Source organism: Pseudoduganella sp. GW821-FHT12E03, from assembly GCF_058807115.1.
This window is the reverse complement of the sequence record NZ_JBXAQJ010000004.1, coordinates 297211-312990: the sequence shown is the minus strand read 5'-3', so window position 1 is coordinate 312990 and position 15780 is coordinate 297211. Positions and strand designations below refer to the sequence as shown.

The following is a 15780-nucleotide window of genomic DNA, read 5'->3' as shown; positions in this document are numbered from 1 at the left end:
GGCAACGTGCCAAAAGTATTACGTGGTGAGTGGCTTGTAGCGGATACGCTTCGGCTTCGCACCTTCTTCACCCAGGCGTTTCTTCTTGTCCGCTTCATATTCCTGGTAGTTACCAGCAAAGAACGTGACTTGCGAATCGCCTTCGAAGGCCATGATGTGGGTCGCGATACGGTCCAGGAACCAGCGATCGTGGGAAATCACCATCACGGAACCGGCGAATTCCAGCAGCGCATCTTCCAGCGCGCGCAGGGTTTCCACGTCCAGGTCATTCGACGGTTCATCGAGCAGCAGGACGTTGCCGCCCTTGAGCAGGGTCTTGGCCAGGTGCAGGCGGCCGCGTTCACCGCCGGACAGGTTGCCGACGATCTTTTGCTGGTCGCCGCCCTTGAAGTTGAAGCGGCCCAGGTAGGCGCGCGATGGCATTTCGAAGCGGCCCACGCTCAGCATGTCGGCGCCGCCGGACACGTCTTCGAACACGGTCTTGCTGTTGGCCAGGTCGTCGCGGGACTGGTCCACCAGCGACACGCGGGCGGTCTTGCCGATCACGACTTCACCGCTGTCCGGCTGTTCAACACCGGCAATCATCTTGAACAGGGTCGATTTACCGGCGCCGTTCGGGCCGATGATGCCGACGATCGCGCCCGGCGGGATGGTGAACGACAGGTTGTCGATCAGCAGGCGGTCGCCAAACGATTTCGTGACGTTCTTGAATTCAATCACGTCGTTACCCAGGCGCTCTGCCACAGGAATAAAGATTTCCTGGGTTTCGTTGCGTTTCTGGTATTCGTATTCGCTCAGCTCGTTGAAGCGGGCCATACGGGCTTTCGACTTGGCCTGGCGCGCCTTCGGATTCTGGCGCGACCATTCCAGTTCTTTTTGCAGCGCTTTCTGGCGCGCCGATTCGGTGGCTTCTTCCTGCTTCAGGCGGTCCTGCTTTTGCTCCAGCCAGGACGAGTAGTTGCCCTTCCATGGAATGCCGTGGCCACGGTCCAGTTCCAGGATCCATTCCGCGGCGTTGTCGAGGAAGTAGCGATCGTGGGTGATGCCGACCACGGTGCCCGGGAAACGCACCAGGAATTGTTCCAGCCATTCAACCGATTCCGCATCCAGGTGGTTGGTCGGTTCGTCGAGCAGCAGCATGTCTGGCTTGGACAGCAACAGTTTGCACAGCGCCACGCGGCGCTTTTCACCGCCGGACAGCACGCCGATTTTTTGTTCCCATGGCGGCAGGCGCAGCGCGTCGGCCGCCATTTCCAGTTGCAGGTTCAGGTTGCCGCCGTCGGCCGCGGCAATGATCGATTCCAGGCGTTCCTGCTCCTTGGCCAGCGCATCGAAGTCCGCATCTTCTTCCGCATACGCGGCGTACACGGCTTCCAGCTGCGCCTGGGCGCTGAAGGCTTCGCCCAGGCCGGATTCGACTTCCTGGCGCACGGTTTTTTCCGGGTCCAGTTGCGGTTCCTGCGGCAGGTAACCAATGTTCAGGCCCGGCATCGGGCGTGCTTCGCCCTGGATGTCGGTATCGATGCCGGCCATAATTTTCAGCAAGGTCGATTTACCGGAGCCGTTCAGGCCCAGCACGCCGATTTTCGCGCCCGGGAAGAAGGACAGCGAGATATCTTTGAGGATCTGGCGCTTGGGCGGGACAATTTTGCCCACGCGGTTCATGGTATAGACGTAATTTGCCATTAGGAAAGTCTCGTGAAAAGTCTCGTAAAAGTATCAGGTACAGAAGGTCAACAGCATACGACAAACGGGGCTGAAAAAGTAGGGCGGGTTTTACAAAGCCGCCTTGCGTGAATTCCACCAGCCTTCCAGCATATACACCGCCAGCGCGCTCCAGATCACCATAAACCCTGCCAGCCGCTCCGGCGAAAACGCTTCGCCAAAGAACCACAGCCCCAGCAGCATTTGCATGGTGGGGGACAGGTATTGCAGCATGCCCAGCACCGACATCGGGATGCGGCGCGCGCCGGCCGCGAACAGCAGCAGGGGGATCGCGGTGATTGGCCCGGCCGCCGCCAGCAGCCAGCGCGTGTCGGCGGGGGCGCTGACAAAGGTGTTTTCTCCGTGCAGCGACAGCCAGCCGACATACGCGACCGCCAGTGGGAACAAGATGATGGTTTCAAACGACAGCCCTTCCAGCGCCGCCAGCGCGGCGGTCTTGCGCAGCAGGCCGTAAGCGCCAAACGTCAGCCCCAGCACCAGCGCGATATACGGCGGTTTACCGGCCTGCCATGTCAGCCACGCGACGCCGAGCGCCGCGATGCCGACCGCGACCCACTGGCCGCGCCGCAGCCGTTCTTTTAAAAACAGCAGGCCGAACAGCACATTGATGAGCGGATTGATGAAATAACCAAGGCTGGCGTCAATGACATGGCCATTTTTCACGGCCCAGATATAGAAGAACCAGTTGGCGGTCAGTAGCAGCGCGCTGGCGATGAAGCTGGCCACGACTTTCGGTTTTTTCAGCACGTCCGGCAGCCAGCCCCACTGGCTGCGCGCCGTCAGCACGGCGGCCAGGAATACCAGCGACCACAGCATGCGGTGGGCCAGGATTTCCATCGGCGGCACCGGGCCGATGGCGTGGAAGTACAGCGGAAACAAGCCCCAGCAAAAGAAGGCGAGGGCGGCGTACAGGATGCCTGGATTCATGGATGTCAAACCTTTAAGCGCGGCGGATGGCTGCGCGGAAACTTCGGGGCGGTCTGCCATTATCGCGGAAATCGTATAAGGCCGCTGACAGGGGTAGAATTCGGCATTCACAGGAGACGGGCATGGCGCGAGCTTGCAAATTGAACACACTTAACCTATTGTGCAATGCACCAAAACAACTTCAGGTGCAATCTTGACCTCGGAACATAAGAAGAGCAGCCTTGTCGCGCTGACCCTGGCTGCCGTCGGCATCGTCTATGGCGATATCGGCACCAGTCCCCTGTATACGCTGAAAACCATTTTCGACCCGGAACACGGGCTCGCCCTGAATTCCTCCAACCTGATCGGCATCGTTTCCCTGATTTTCTGGGGGTTGACGATGATCGTGTCGCTGAAATACGTCACCCTGGTGCTGCGCGCGGATAACCGCGGCGAGGGCGGCGTGATGGCGCTGATGGCGCTGGCGCTCAATTCCGTCAGCAAGCGTTCGGGCTGGCATGCGCCGCTGCTATTGCTGGGCGTGTTTGGCGCCACCATGTTTTATGGCGACAGCGTGGTGACGCCGGCGATTTCCGTGCTGTCCGCGATCGAAGGCCTGGAAGTGGTGACGCCGGCGTTCAAACCCTATGTGGTGCCGCTGACCATCATCGTGCTGGTATCGCTGTATGCGCTGCAGCAGCATGGCACGGCCGGCATCGGCCGCTGGTTCGGTCCCATCATGGTGCTGTGGTTTGCCGCGCTGGCCGCGATGGGCGTCGTCAATATCGTGCAGGCGCCGCAAATCCTGGCCGCGCTCAATCCGTGGCATGCGCTGGTGTTCATGCTGGAAAATAAGTACGCCGGCTTCGTCGCACTGGGCGCGGTGGTGCTGGCGTTTACCGGCGCCGAGGCGCTATACGCCGACATGGGCCACTTCGGCAAAAAGCCGATCCGCATGGCGTGGTTCCTGGTGGCGTTCCCGGCGCTGGCGCTCAACTACCTGGGCCAGGGCGCACTGCTGATGACGAATCCGGAAGCGATTTCCAACCCGTTCTTCCAGCAGTTGGGCAGCTGGAGCGTGATTCCGCTGGTGGTGCTGTCGACCATGGCCACCGTGATCGCGTCGCAGGCGACGATTTCCGGCACGTTCTCGATGACGCGCCAGGCCATCGCACTGGGCCTGCTGCCGCGCATGCGCGTGCTGCACACGTCGGCCAGTGAAATCGGCCAGGTGTACATCCCCGCCGTCAACTGGCTGCAGCTGGCCGTGGTGCTGATTGCCGTGCTGGGCTTCGGTTCGTCGGAAAACCTGGCGGCCGCGTATGGCATCGCCGTGACGGCCACCATGCTGTCGACCACGATCCTGACGTTCTTCGTGACGCGCTACCGCTGGCATTTGCCGCTGCTGGTGTGCTTTGGCGCGACCGGCTTCTTTATCTTCATTGATATCCTGCTGTTCTCCGCCTGTACCCTGAAGCTGCTGCACGGCGGCTGGTTCCCGCTGTTGCTGGGCGCCGTGCTGCTGACGATCATGCTGACGTGGCGCACCGGCCGCGACCTGGTGTTCCAGAACCTGGAAAAGCATGCGATTCCGCTCGATGCATTCCTGGAATCGCTGTTCATGGCGCCGCCGACCCGTGTGTATGGCACGGCGATCTTCCTGCGCGGCGAAAGCGATGGCGTGCCGCACGCGCTGTTGCACAACCTGTCGCACAACAAGGTGCTGCACGAGCGGGTGGTGTTCATCACCGTGTACATCCTGGAAGAACCGTGGGTCCCGTCCGACGAACAGGTCAAGATCACGGAACTGGGCCACCAGTGCTACCAGGTCAATGTGCATTACGGCTTCAAGGATGAACCGGATATTCCGAAGGTGCTGAAACTGTGCAGCGCGCACGGGCTGGAATTTGAAATGATGGAAACCTCGTTCTTCATCGCCCGCCAGACCGTGATTTCCACGCCGGGCTCCGGCATGGCGTCATGGCGCGAGCACTTGTTCGTGGCCATGTCGCGCAATGCCCGCGCGGCGGCTGACTTTTACCAGATTCCCCCGAACCGCGTGATTGAACTCGGTACCCAGGTGGAAATCTGATCTTGAGATTTGTAACCGAAGCCTACATCCGGTAAATGGCCAGCGGCAGTCTGCTACACTGCTGCCCTGGCCGGATCGGCATGTCTACTATTGCAAAGAAGGGTTTTATGAAAGCGATGTTCTGGAAATTCGTTCCGCTGGTTTGCGCACTGGCGCTGACGGCTTGCGGCGGTGGCGCCAAGAATGCCTCGACGGTGCAAATTCCAACCCAGCCGGCCTACGCCAAGACCGACCTGGTGGTTGGCACTGGTGAAACCGTGGTGGCGGGCGACCTGGCCACGGTCAACTACATCGGTTACCAGTACGACAGCACCAAACCGAATTCGCGTGGCGCCCAGTTTGAATCCGGCACCCGCAGCTTCGCGGCCGGCACCGGCGCCATCCTGCCAGGCACCACCTATACGCTGCTGGGCTGGGACCAGGGCGTACCGGGCATGAAAGTCGGCGGCAAAGCCAACCTGGTGCTGCCATACAACCTGGCGTATGGCATTTATGAATACACCAGTCCGCAGAGCGGCAGCAAAGTCGCGCAATACGCGCCGGTGGTGTTTGAAGTGGAAGTGGTGGCGCTGAAGAAGGCGTCGCCGTCGGCCGCGATACAGATACTGAAAGAGACAGCGGGTACCGGTGCGCCGGTCGAATACAGCAAAGTCTTGAATGTGAAATACACGGGCTGGCTGTATGACGCCACCAAGCCGGAAAACAAAGGCACGCAATTCGACACCAGCACCGACGGCACCTTCGCCTTCACCCTGGGTGGTGGCATCAAGGGTTGGGATGCCGCCCTGCTGGGCATGAAAGTCGGCGGCAAGCGCACGGTGCAAATTCCGCCGTTGCTGGCTTATGGCTCCGCCGGCGTTTCTTCGACCGACGCCGCCGGTGTTACCACCGTGAAGATTCCGCCGAATGCCGAACTGATCTTCGATATCGAACTGGTGGGCGTGAAGTAATTCCTGCCCCTGGCTGCTGATGAAAAATCCCCGCTTGCCTGCGCAGCGGGGATTTTTTTTTGCCGGTACTAGCCGCGCAGGGCGGCGGCCGGTGCGATCCGCATGGCCGCCACCGTATGGCGCGCCGTCGCCGCCAATGCCACCAGCACCGCCAGCAGCAGCGCCCCTGCCAGCGGCCACCAGCCCAGCATCGGCGCATGTTCGGCAAAACCGGCCAGGTGCCGGCGGATCGCCATCGCGGCGGGCGGCAGGCCGAGCAGGGCGCCAGCGCCCAGCAGCACGGCAAATTCCCATCCGACCAGCCGCGCAATGGCGGCCCGGCCGGCGCCATGCAGCTTGCGCAGCACGATTTCGCGGCGGCGCCGCTGGACGCTATAGGCGGCCAGTACATACATGCCGCTGGCCGCCAGCGCCGTGGCGATGATGGCCGCTGCGCCCAGTATGCGCGCCATGCGCAGGTCTTCTTCGTAGGCGTCGCCGAACCAGCTGGCCACGCGGCGCACGTCCAGCGTATTGTTCGGGAAATAGCGGTCCCATAATGGTTGGATGCGGTTTTGCAAGGTTGCGCTGTCCTCGTTGCTGCGGAAGGTCAGCACGTGGGTATGGTTCAGCATATAAACCATCGGTTGCGCCCCCATGCGCAGGCTGGTGAATCGGATATCCGGCGCGATGCCGATGTATTGGCCGACTGCCTCTGCCGGTGTGGCATAGCCGAGCGCCAATGCCGCCGCTGTATTGAGCACGGCGCCGGGGGGCGCATCGATGCGGTCGCGGGCCGGATCGAACAGGCGGCCATGCAATGGCATGACGCCATATAGCTGGAAGAATTCCGGACTGACCATTTTGAATTCCAGCCGGACGTTGTGGCCGTCGCGGCTGCGCATGGTGCCCGTGATTTTCTGACCGTCGCGCCCGACCGCTTCGGAAACACCTGCTACTCCCTGCACGCCAGGCAGGGCGCGCAGCGCCGCCACCAGGCCGGCGCCTTGCGCCGTACCGCTGTCGTCGGGCAAGTCCAGCGTGTACAAGCCTTCCGGATCGAAGCCGCGCCATGCAGCGCTGGCATAGTGGGCTTGCCAGGCGATTGCGGCGGCGGTGCCGGTCAGTCCCATGGCCACGGCAAATTGCAGCACGGTCAGCGCGCGGCGCAGCCACAGGCCACCCATGGTTTCCATGTCGCCCCGTCCCGCCAGCGCGGCGGCCGGCCGCACGCCGATGGCGATCCAGGCGGGATACGCGCCGGCGCACAACCCGGTGCCGATCGCCAGCAATAGCGCCAGTGCGGCGTTTTCCCCGTTGGCCACACCGTCGAGCGGGCGCGCCACCAGCGCGCCAAACGCGGGCAGCAGCAGCCAGGCCAGCAGCATGCCGCACAGGGCCGCCAGCAATGCCACCAGCATGGATTCGGCCAGCAATTGCACGGCCAGCCGCGCGGGCCCGGCGCCCAGCAATTTGCGCATGGCGACTTCACGCTGGCGGCGTACCGTGCGGATGGTGGCCAGGTTGATGTAATTGCTGACCGCCAGCAGCAGGATCAGCGCCATCACGCCCGTCAATGCCAGCACCGCGTCCCGCCGGCCATGCTTGTCGCCATCGCGGCTGTGTGCCAGGTCTTCGTCGAAATACACATCGCGCAGCGGGAGCAGTGCGATGTCGGTCACGTTGCGGCTATTCAGGCTGCGTCCCAGCTCACTGTTGCGGACGCGCTGCTGATCCGGGGCTTGTTCCACGAAGCGCTGCAATTGCCGCGCCAGCGCATCCACGTCGGCGCCCGGTTTCAGCTTCAGGTAAATGCCGCCACGCTGCTGGTTGTTGATGTTATCGAGGTCTTGCCGGTCGCCGGGTGGCCATGCGCTGGACACCAGGCCCACCAGCGCCGCATAGGGTTGCATGGTGGCTGCCGGCGGGTCGGCCACGATGGCGCGCACTTGCAGCGCTGCGCCGCCCGCTTCCACCCGCTGCCCAAGCGCCGGCTGGCGGCCAAACAGGCGCTGCGCGGCAGACAGGGTCAGCGCCAGGCCATCCGGTTGCGCCAGGGCGGCATCGAGGTCGCCTGCGACGGTACGCACGCCGAACAGGGGGCCGAATGCGCGGTCCACCGCCTGCAGGCTGACGCTCTGCAACCGGCCTGCGGCGCGCAACGGGAACCCCAATCGATGCACGATGGTGGAGGATTCCACCATGCCGCTGTCCACGGCGGCCCGGCGCAGCGGGAAGTACGCATGGAGCTGCCATTCCGGCCGGGGGAAGAAATTGATGCGCTGTTTGACGGCAACCACGCGCTGGGAATCCGGCACATGGCGGTCATAACCGAGGCTGTGGCGCACATAGCCCAGCAGCAGGAAGCAGGCGGCAAACGCCACCGCCAGCCCCGCGATCGCCACCGCCGAATGGCCGGGTTCGCGCAGCAGCAGGCGCCACGCGATACGAAAGTCCAAGCCCCTCATGCGGCGCGTAGCGCGTCAACCATGATGCGGCCATCGAGCAGGTTCAGGGTGCGCGATGCCTGGGCCGCGTGCGTCGGCGAGTGCGTCACCATCACCACCGTGGTGCCTTCCAGGTTGATGCTGCGCAGCAGGCGCATGACTTCGTCGCCGTGCGCGGAATCGAGGTTGCCGGTGGGTTCGTCGGCCAGCAGCAGGGCGGGGCCGGCCACCAGCGCGCGGGCAATCGCCACGCGCTGCTGCTGGCCGCCAGACAGTTGCGACGGCCGGTGGGCCGCGCGGTGCAGCACACCCAGCTTGTTCAGCATGGCCGTGACCTTGGCGCGGCGTTCCGCCTTGCCGATTCCCGTGTATTCCAGCGCCAGTTCGACGTTCTCAGATACGCTCAATTCCTCGATCAGGTTGAAGCTCTGGAAGATGAAGCCGATGCGGCCGCGCCGCAGCGTGTTCAACTGCGCTTCGCTCCAGCCGGCGACATTTTGGCCATCGAACCAGTATTCGCCGCTGGACGGCACGTCCAGCAGGCCGAGGATGCCGAGCAGGGTGGATTTGCCGCAGCCGGACGGTCCGGTGATGGCGACATATTCGCCGGCGTCGATTTGCAGGTCGAGGCGGTCGAGCGCGGTGGTGCGGACTTCGCCCGCTTCGTGGATTTTGCTGACAGCGGATAGCTTGAGCATGGGTGTTCCTTTGTTTGAGGGAGTGACTTTACCGTGAGATGTGCAGCGCGGGCGATTTCCCGTAATTGGCGTAGCCGGATACGATGACCCGGTCGCCCGGCGCCAGGCCCGCCAGTACTTCGACCTGGCTGTGGTTGCGGCGTCCGGGGCGGAGTTCGCGCAACTGGGCGCTGCCGCCATCGGCCGCCACCACATAGACCCACAGTCCGCCGCTGTCGGCGGCCCAGGCGCCATAGGGCAGCAGAACGGCGGGCGCCGGATCGCCCAGGGTGATGCGCACGTCCACGCCCTGGCCGGGATTCAGCGCCGGCTGTTGTGCGCCGGTGAATTCCAGTTCCAGGGTGAAGCGGCCGTCGCGGATTTGCGGATAGACCTTGGTGACTTGCGCGCCATGGCTGCGCTCGTCGATGCGCACTTGCGCCGCGCGTCCGGCCGCCATGCGCGCCAGGTAGAATTCATCGACTTGCGCGGTCAGCTTGAAGCGCTGCGGATCGTCGATGCGGCCCACATGCTTGCCGGCCGCAATCGATTCGCCAACCTGTAGGCGGAAGTCCGTCAGCCGCCCGGCAGCCGGCGCGCGCACCGCCAGTGCTTCCACCGTGGCGCCCACCAGCTTCAGGCCGGATTGCAAGCCATCGATGGCGGCGCCCAGTTGCGCCAGTGCGTGGGCGCGCACCTTACTGTCCATGGCGCCGGCGCCCTGTGCCTGCGCCAGCGCCTGCCGCTGGTGCGCCAGGCGGTCTGCCGACTCTTCCAGCGCCGCCGCCGAGACATAGCCCTGCGCGGCCAGCCGCGTGGTGCGTGCATGCTGTTTTTCCGATTGTTGCAATGTAAAGAGCAAGTCGTCCAGCCGGCGCTGGTGGTCGCTGGCCGCCGCTTCCTGCGCCACGCGCAAGTTCGACAGGTTGGAAATTTGTTGCGCGTGTTCCGCCTGGCGCGCCAGCAATTCCAGGTGGCGCTGCGGATTGGCGATGCGGAACAGGAGTTGGCCTTGCGCGACGATGTCGCCGTCGCGCGCCGAGATTTCTTCGACGCGGCCCGATTCCACTGAATCGAGCATCACGGAGCGCAGCGGTTCCGCGCTGGCACGCACCGCCACGTCGTCGCGGAACACGCCCCGCTCCACGGTGGCGACGCGCAGGTCGGCGGCCTGGACTTGCAAGCCGCGCGGCATCTGTTGCCACAGCATGGCCAGAATGGCGATGGCAACGGCGGTGGCCAGCGCCGCCAGCGCGATGGCCTTGCCACGCTTGCGGGGGACGATGGTGTCCATGGCCGCGCCGGTCGCGGGTTGCAGATGGGGGATGTGGTTGGATGGCGTCATGGTGGTTGTCTTCTGCAAAGGGCGTGCCACCTGCCTGAAACGGAGGTTGGCGGGGTTTTTGGTGCCAACCTGTCCGCATGCGGCCACTGGCGCTGTCCGATTCCGGACAGTGCGCGCGGGGCCCTCAAAACATCGCATGCAAGGCAATGGTTTGTTGCTAGAATGCGCCGCATGACGAGCCATATCCTGATCCTCGACGACGATGCCGACGTCGCGTGCGCGGCGCAAATGCTGCTGCGGCGGCGCCATGGCAAGGTGTCCGTGCTGAACGCGCCCGCCGCGCTGCCGGCGCTGCTGGCGCGCGAGGCGCCGGATGTCGTGCTGCTGGACATGAACTTCACGCCGGGCCGCAGCGATGGCGCGGAAGGGCTGGCTGCGCTGGATGTGCTGCGTGCGCACAGCAATCCTGCCGCTGTGATTGCCATGACCGCGTATGCGGACGTGCCGCTTGCGGTGCAGGCATTGAAGCGCGGCGCCTGCGATTTCATTACCAAGCCGTGGGATAACGCACGCCTGGTGGCGGCCATCGACAGCGCGCTGGCGGCCCGCGCGCCGGTTGCCGTGGCGGCGCCATCGGCCTCCGCGCTGATGGGCGATTCGCCCGCCATGCAGGCGCTGCGCACCATGATAGCCAGCGTGGCGCCGACCGAAGCGAATGTGCTGGTGCTGGGAGAGAACGGCGTCGGCAAGGAACTGGTGGCGCGCGCCGTGCACCTGGCCTCGCGCCGCGCCGCCGGCGCGTTCCTGCCGGTGGATATGGGCGCGCTGCCGGAATCGACTTTTGAAAGCGAATTGTTTGGCCACCGCAAAGGGGCTTTCACGGATGCGAAGGCGGATCGCGCGGGGCGCTTCCAGGCAGCGCGCGGCGGCACCTTATTCCTCGATGAAATCGGCAACTTGCCGTTGCCGGCGCAGGCCAAGCTGTTGACGGCGCTGGAGCGCCGGGAAGTCACGCCGATCGGCGCGGACCGTGCGGAAAGCGTCGATGTGCGGATCGTCAGCGCCACCAACCTCGACGAGGCGCGGCTGTTCGATGCATCCGTGTTCCGGCCGGATTTGTTGTTCCGCCTGAACACCATCGTCCTGCGCGTACCGCCGCTGCGCGAACGGCGCGGCGATATTGCGCTGCTGTTGCGGCATTACCTGGCGCACTATGAACAGCAATACCAGCGTCCCGCAAGAGACGTCGCTGCGGCGGCGCTGGCGCGGCTGGAAGACTATGGCTGGCCGGGCAATGTGCGCGCCTTGCGGCATGCGTGCGAGCGGGCGGCGATTCTCGGCGCCGGCGCCGAGTACAGCGTCGATGATTTTGGTTTTCCCCAGGCGGCGCCTGTGGCAATGCCGGTTGCCGCGCCATTGCCGCCGCCAGACGCGATGGCCGGTGGCGCCACTGCCGTGTATCCGCAGGCGGCGCAGGATCCTGGCGCCGGCGGCGACCTGACCCTGAACGCGCTGGAGCGCGATGCGGTTGCAGCTGCGCTGGCGGCGGCCGGCGGCAATATCAGCCATGCGGCGCGCATGCTGGGCGTCAGCCGCGCCGCGCTGTACCGCAAGCTGGAAAAACATGGCATCTGAACGGCGCCTGCAATTGGCCATTGCCGGTGGCATGGCGGTGTTAATGGCGCTGTCCGCCGCTGTCGTGCCTGCGGCGCAGTCGGCGCAGGCGCCGCGCTGGCTGGTGCTGTGCGCAATAGGCGGCGTGGTGGCGGCAAGCGTGGTGTGGTGCAGCGTGCGGCGGTTGGCCGGCCGCGCGGCCATCGCCCCCACGGTGGCCGCGCAGGCGGCGGATGATGGCCTGCTGACGCCGGACCGGCGCGCGCTGCTCGACACGGCGCAAACCCTGGAAGCGCACCTGGAACACGCGCCGATGGCCCTGTTCCGCATCGATGGCGCGGGCGCCGTGACGGCGCTGAACGCCGGCGCACGCCGCCTGCTGGCGCCGGGCCGCGCCAGCGATCCCGCGCAATTGCTGCAACTGGTGGCGGCCCAGCCTGCGCAGGGCCGCACACTGATCCGTTATGACACGGAGCGGGGCGCGGAACGGGCGCTGGTTTCGGTGGCGGCATTGACGTTGCAGGGCGACAGCCAGCGGCTGGCCGCCTTGATGCCGGTGGAAAGCGAGCTGGAAGCGGAAGCCATGCAAGCCTGGCGCCAGCTGGTGCAGGTGCTGACCCATGAAATCATGAATTCACTGACGCCGGTGGCGTCGCTGTCGCGCACCGCGTGTGATTTGCTGGCGGAAGCGCGTGGTGCTGGTGCTGATGCTGGTGCGCCGGGCGCCTCAGGCAGCATGGGCGCCAGCGCTGCGCTGGACAGCGACGTGGCGGCGGACATGGCAACCGCGCTGGATGCCATCGCGCGCCGCGCGGCCAGCCTGGTGGATTTCGTCGGCAGTTACCGCACGTTATCCACCGTGCCGCCACCACAGCCGGAGCGGGTGCGCTTGCAGGACTTGTTTGCACGGCTGTCCGCGTTGATCACGCCGCAATGGCAGGCGCATGGCGGCATGGCCGCGTTTTCCGTGGAGCCGGCGTCGCTGGAAGTGATGGTGGACCCAGGCCAGCTGGAACAGGCGTTGATCAATTTGCTGAAAAATGCACTGGAAGCGGCGCAGGACCGTGCACGTCCCGCCGTCACCGTGCAAGCGCGGCTGGGCAAAGGCGGGCGGCTGCAGATCGAGATGGCGGACAATGGCTGCGGCGTGCCGGACGATCTGGCCGCCCACATATTCACGCCTTTCTTTTCCACGAAAAAGCAGGGCCGGGGCATCGGGCTGGCGCTGGTGCGCCAGCTGGTGCACGCCAATGGCGGCATGGTGCGCTATGCGCGCTCCGTTGGAGAGGGCGCACGCTTCATCATGTCGTTCTAGGGGCGAGGGTTCAGCGCACCATCTCGACGTGCATGATGCCGTCTTCATCATACGGTTCACTGACGGTCTTGAAACCGAAGCTGCCGTAAAACTGTTCCAGGTATTGCTGCGCGCCGATGCGGCACGCGTGGCCCGGATACAGCGCTTCCGCGTGTTCGATGCCTTTGGCCACCAGCAGGCGTCCGACACCGGTGCCGCGCGCGGCCTGGGTCGACAGGATGCGGCCCAGCGACATTTCCGTGTATTTGACACCGGGCGCAATCACGCGCAGGCAGGCCGCCAGTTCGCGCTTGCCATCCTTGACGACCCACGCGGTCAGGTGATGGGCGTCCTGGTCGAAATGGTCGATGTCCGGATACAGGCACTGCTGTTCCAGCACGAATACTTGCTGGCGGTGATACAGCACCTGGTACAGGTCCGCCACCGCCATGTCTTTAAACGCTTGCCACTGCCATTCAATCATTCGGAACTCCTGTGTGTAGAGCCCTGATTGTACGTGCAGAAATGCAAAAAGGCGCCGTGGCGCCTTTGTGATGCCGTGCGCCGAATCTTAAACGAGGGTCAGCGTGACGTCGATGTTGCCACGGGTGGCGTTCGAGTATGGGCAAACGATGTGCGCAGCCTGCACCAGTTTCTCGGCGGTGGCGCGGTCCAGGCCTGGCAGCGACACTTTCAGTTCAACCTGGATACCGAAGCCGTTAGGGATCGGGCCGATGCCGACCGACGCGTCGATCGATACGTCCGCCGGCACGGCGATACCGTCACGGCCGCCGACGAATTTCATGGCGCCGATGAAGCAGGCCGAGTAGCCCGCTGCGAACAGTTGTTCAGGGTTGGTGCCTGGCAGGCCGTTGCCGCCCAGTTCTTTCGGGGTGGTCAGTTTCGCGTCCAGTGCGCCGTCGGAGGACACAGCGCGGCCTTCGCGGCCACCGGTGGATTTAGCGTGTGCGGTGTACAGTACTTGTTCCAGTGCCATGATTGATGCTCCTTTTCAATAGTTAGCGATTACATCGTGTACTACTTGGTTGGTGCCGCACATTGTACTGCGCAGCGGGTATGTGCACACTATAGATCGTGCGCTATTTAATTGCAAGCGATTTTTATGGATGGTTCGTATTTTTGTACGAACCTTGTTCCCGGCGTCCTTTACAGCGCAAACGGCTCCATCGGCCGCGCCGCCTTGCTGTCCGCCTTGCTCCGCCAGGCCTGCGCCTGGGCCGGGTCCGGCGTCATGCCCCAGTCGCCCTGTTCGTACGCGGCCGCCAAACGGCGCATGGCTTTTTCATTGTCCAGGGCGGCAGAGCGTTCATACAGTGCGCGGGCGGCGGCTGGATTCTTTTCCACGCCCCGCCCGGCATCATGCAGCGCCGCCATGCGCTGCATGCCATCGGCATTGTTGTGGCCGATGGCTGCCTGGTATAGCTCGATGGCTTTGGGTAAATTCCGCTCCACCCCCTGGCCATGTTCGAACAGTCCGCCCAGCGCCGCCTCGGCGCTGCCGTTGCCTTGGGCGACGGCTTGCGCGTACCAGTCGCGCGCGGTCACGTAATCCTGTGGCACGCCGCGCCCGATTTCGTAGGAATAGCCGAGGTTGTTCTGCCCGGTGGCATGGCCCCGTTCCGCCAGCTTGCGCAGCCAGTGCATGGCTTCCGTGTGGTTGAGCGGCATGCGTACGCCATACGATAGCGCCAGCGACAGGCGCAATTGGGACGGCTGGTCGCCGCCCTCGGCGGCCTTGCGCAGATACACGATGCCTTGCGCGTCGTCGTCGGCCACGCCGATGCCGAGGAAATACATCAGCGCCAGGTCGCCTTCCGCTGCATGGTTATCGCTGGCGGCGGCCAGGCGCAGCCAGCGCAGCGCCTCGGCCGGATTTTTTTCCACGCCATTGCCACGCATGATCATGCGGCCCAGATTGGCCTGGGCCCACGTATCGCCGCCCTCGGCCGCCTTGCGGTACCACGCGGCCGCTTGCGCATAGTCGCGCGGGACGCCGCGGGCATCGTGGTATATGCCGCCCAGGTAGTATTCCGCAATATGGTGGCCTTGCGCCGCAGCCTTGAGGTACCAGTTGATGGCCAGTCCGGCATTGCGCGCCACACCGCGGCCCCAGTCATAGTGCCAGCCCAGCTTGAATTGGGCGGGGGCATAGCCGGCTTCGGCCGAGGCGCGGAACCAGACCAGCGCTTCGCTGGCATCGCGCAATGCGCCTTCGCCCGTGGACAGGCGGTTGGCCAGCTCATATTGCGCCGCGGCCGGGCTTTGCGCCAGCGCTTGCCGCATCGTCGCCGGGCCCGTCACTTCCAGCGGCGTGCCTTTCGCATGGGCTTGCGCCATGGCCAGCAGTGCATCCGCGTCGCCGGACAGCGCCCGGTCACGATACAGCGCCGCTTGCTGGCGGATGAGTTCTTGCTGTGCGGGACTGGATTGTTCCAGCGTCCACACGTACTGTACCTGGGTCCAGACGCGCGCAGGTACGCCATTGACGATGCCCGGCTTGAACTTGCAGCGGACCAGGCCCGCGCGCGCCGCGTCGTCCAGCAGCGGGAAGCCGCTGGATTTGCGCAGTTCGGTCGCCAGTACCGAACCGTCCACGTCGATGTGGAAGGCCAGTATCACGGTTCCGGTTTGTTCCTTGCGCAATGCTTCCTTGGGCCATTCGGGCTTGCAGGCCACCAGGTTGGACGTGGTGAGCTCCGACCCGGTGGTGGTGGCCAGCACGGTGGTCGAATGCAACAAGGCCAGGGTGGACAGACAGGCGGCGATCAGCTTCAAAACAGGCTCCGGATA

General features: G+C 64.5%; 12 protein-coding genes. 4 read left to right on the top strand and 8 right to left on the bottom strand.

Annotated features, from left to right (window positions below):
* Nucleotides 1-18 precede the first annotated feature (18 nt).
* Together ettA and rarD are read right to left on the bottom strand one after the other, a co-directional pair.
* Nucleotides 19-1686 (bottom strand): energy-dependent translational throttle protein EttA, encoded by a 1668-nt coding sequence (gene ettA / locus AC1RRC_RS12220; protein ID WP_493055742.1) that lies wholly within the window; start codon nt 1684-1686, stop codon nt 19-21.
* Between the two features lie 90 nt (nt 1687-1776).
* Complete coding sequence (gene rarD / locus AC1RRC_RS12215; protein ID WP_493055741.1) at nt 1777-2652, bottom strand: EamA family transporter RarD; 876 nt, start codon at nt 2650-2652, stop codon at nt 1777-1779.
* A 193-nt stretch (nt 2653-2845) separates the two neighbouring features.
* Between rarD and AC1RRC_RS12210 the strand changes: the two genes are divergently transcribed.
* Together AC1RRC_RS12210 and AC1RRC_RS12205 are read left to right on the top strand one after the other, a co-directional pair.
* Nucleotides 2846-4723 (top strand): potassium transporter Kup, encoded by a 1878-nt coding sequence (locus AC1RRC_RS12210; RefSeq protein ID WP_493055740.1) that lies wholly within the window; start codon nt 2846-2848, stop codon nt 4721-4723.
* Between the two features lie 107 nt (nt 4724-4830).
* Nucleotides 4831-5673, top strand: coding sequence for an FKBP-type peptidyl-prolyl cis-trans isomerase (locus AC1RRC_RS12205; RefSeq protein ID WP_493055739.1), 843 nt, complete (start codon nt 4831-4833; stop codon nt 5671-5673).
* Between the two features lie 68 nt (nt 5674-5741).
* Here the strand turns inward: AC1RRC_RS12205 and AC1RRC_RS12200 are convergent, their stop codons facing one another.
* Genes AC1RRC_RS12200 through AC1RRC_RS12190 form a run of 3 tightly spaced genes read right to left on the bottom strand, consistent with a single transcriptional unit; the run spans nt 5742 to nt 10121 of the window.
* The gene (locus AC1RRC_RS12200) at nt 5742-8111 is read right to left on the bottom strand and encodes an ABC transporter permease (protein ID WP_493055738.1); all 2370 of its coding nucleotides are present in this window, start codon (nt 8109-8111) and stop codon (nt 5742-5744) included.
* Between the two features lie 5 nt (nt 8112-8116).
* Nucleotides 8117-8797, bottom strand: a complete 681-nt coding sequence (locus tag AC1RRC_RS12195; protein ID WP_493055737.1) for an ABC transporter ATP-binding protein — start codon at nt 8795-8797, stop codon at nt 8117-8119.
* Between the two features lie 28 nt (nt 8798-8825).
* Entirely contained in the window at nt 8826-10121 is a 1296-nt protein-coding gene (locus AC1RRC_RS12190; RefSeq protein ID WP_493055736.1) for an efflux RND transporter periplasmic adaptor subunit, read from the bottom strand.
* 171 nt (nt 10122-10292) lie between these two features.
* Between AC1RRC_RS12190 and AC1RRC_RS12185 the strand changes: the two genes are divergently transcribed.
* Nucleotides 10293-11696 (top strand): sigma-54-dependent transcriptional regulator, encoded by a 1404-nt coding sequence (locus AC1RRC_RS12185; protein WP_493055735.1) that lies wholly within the window; start codon nt 10293-10295, stop codon nt 11694-11696.
* Nucleotides 11686-12990 (top strand): sensor histidine kinase, encoded by a 1305-nt coding sequence (locus tag AC1RRC_RS12180; protein ID WP_493055734.1) that lies wholly within the window; start codon nt 11686-11688, stop codon nt 12988-12990. The genes AC1RRC_RS12185 and AC1RRC_RS12180 overlap by 11 nt, the downstream gene beginning before the upstream one ends.
* Nucleotides 12991-13000: 10 nt before the next feature.
* Here the strand turns inward: AC1RRC_RS12180 and AC1RRC_RS12175 are convergent, their stop codons facing one another.
* From AC1RRC_RS12175 to AC1RRC_RS12165, 3 genes are all read right to left on the bottom strand, one after another.
* Entirely contained in the window at nt 13001-13453 is a 453-nt protein-coding gene (locus AC1RRC_RS12175) for a GNAT family N-acetyltransferase (protein WP_493055733.1), read from the bottom strand.
* Nucleotides 13454-13540: 87 nt separating this feature from the next.
* Complete coding sequence (locus tag AC1RRC_RS12170) at nt 13541-13966, bottom strand: organic hydroperoxide resistance protein (protein ID WP_493055732.1); 426 nt, start codon at nt 13964-13966, stop codon at nt 13541-13543.
* 170 nt (nt 13967-14136) lie between these two features.
* The gene (locus tag AC1RRC_RS12165) at nt 14137-15765 is read right to left on the bottom strand and encodes a TonB family protein (RefSeq protein ID WP_493055731.1); all 1629 of its coding nucleotides are present in this window, start codon (nt 15763-15765) and stop codon (nt 14137-14139) included.
* Between the last annotated feature and the right edge of the window lie 15 nt (nt 15766-15780).

Excerpts from the sequence above, each read along its gene's own strand:
- ettA (WP_493055742.1), bottom strand. The coding sequence starts at position 1,686 with ATGGCAAATTACGTCTATACCATGAACCGCGTGGGCAAAATTGTCCCG.
- rarD (WP_493055741.1), bottom strand. The coding sequence starts at position 2,652 with ATGAATCCAGGCATCCTGTACGCCGCCCTCGCCTTCTTTTGCTGGGGC.
- AC1RRC_RS12205 (WP_493055739.1), top strand. The coding sequence starts at position 4,831 with ATGAAAGCGATGTTCTGGAAATTCGTTCCGCTGGTTTGCGCACTGGCG.
- AC1RRC_RS12195 (WP_493055737.1), bottom strand. The coding sequence starts at position 8,797 with ATGCTCAAGCTATCCGCTGTCAGCAAAATCCACGAAGCGGGCGAAGTC.
- AC1RRC_RS12190 (WP_493055736.1), bottom strand. The coding sequence starts at position 10,121 with ATGACGCCATCCAACCACATCCCCCATCTGCAACCCGCGACCGGCGCG.
- AC1RRC_RS12185 (WP_493055735.1), top strand. The coding sequence starts at position 10,293 with ATGACGAGCCATATCCTGATCCTCGACGACGATGCCGACGTCGCGTGC.
- AC1RRC_RS12180 (WP_493055734.1), top strand. The coding sequence starts at position 11,686 with ATGGCATCTGAACGGCGCCTGCAATTGGCCATTGCCGGTGGCATGGCG.
- AC1RRC_RS12175 (WP_493055733.1), bottom strand. The coding sequence starts at position 13,453 with ATGATTGAATGGCAGTGGCAAGCGTTTAAAGACATGGCGGTGGCGGAC.
- AC1RRC_RS12170 (WP_493055732.1), bottom strand. The coding sequence starts at position 13,966 with ATGGCACTGGAACAAGTACTGTACACCGCACACGCTAAATCCACCGGT.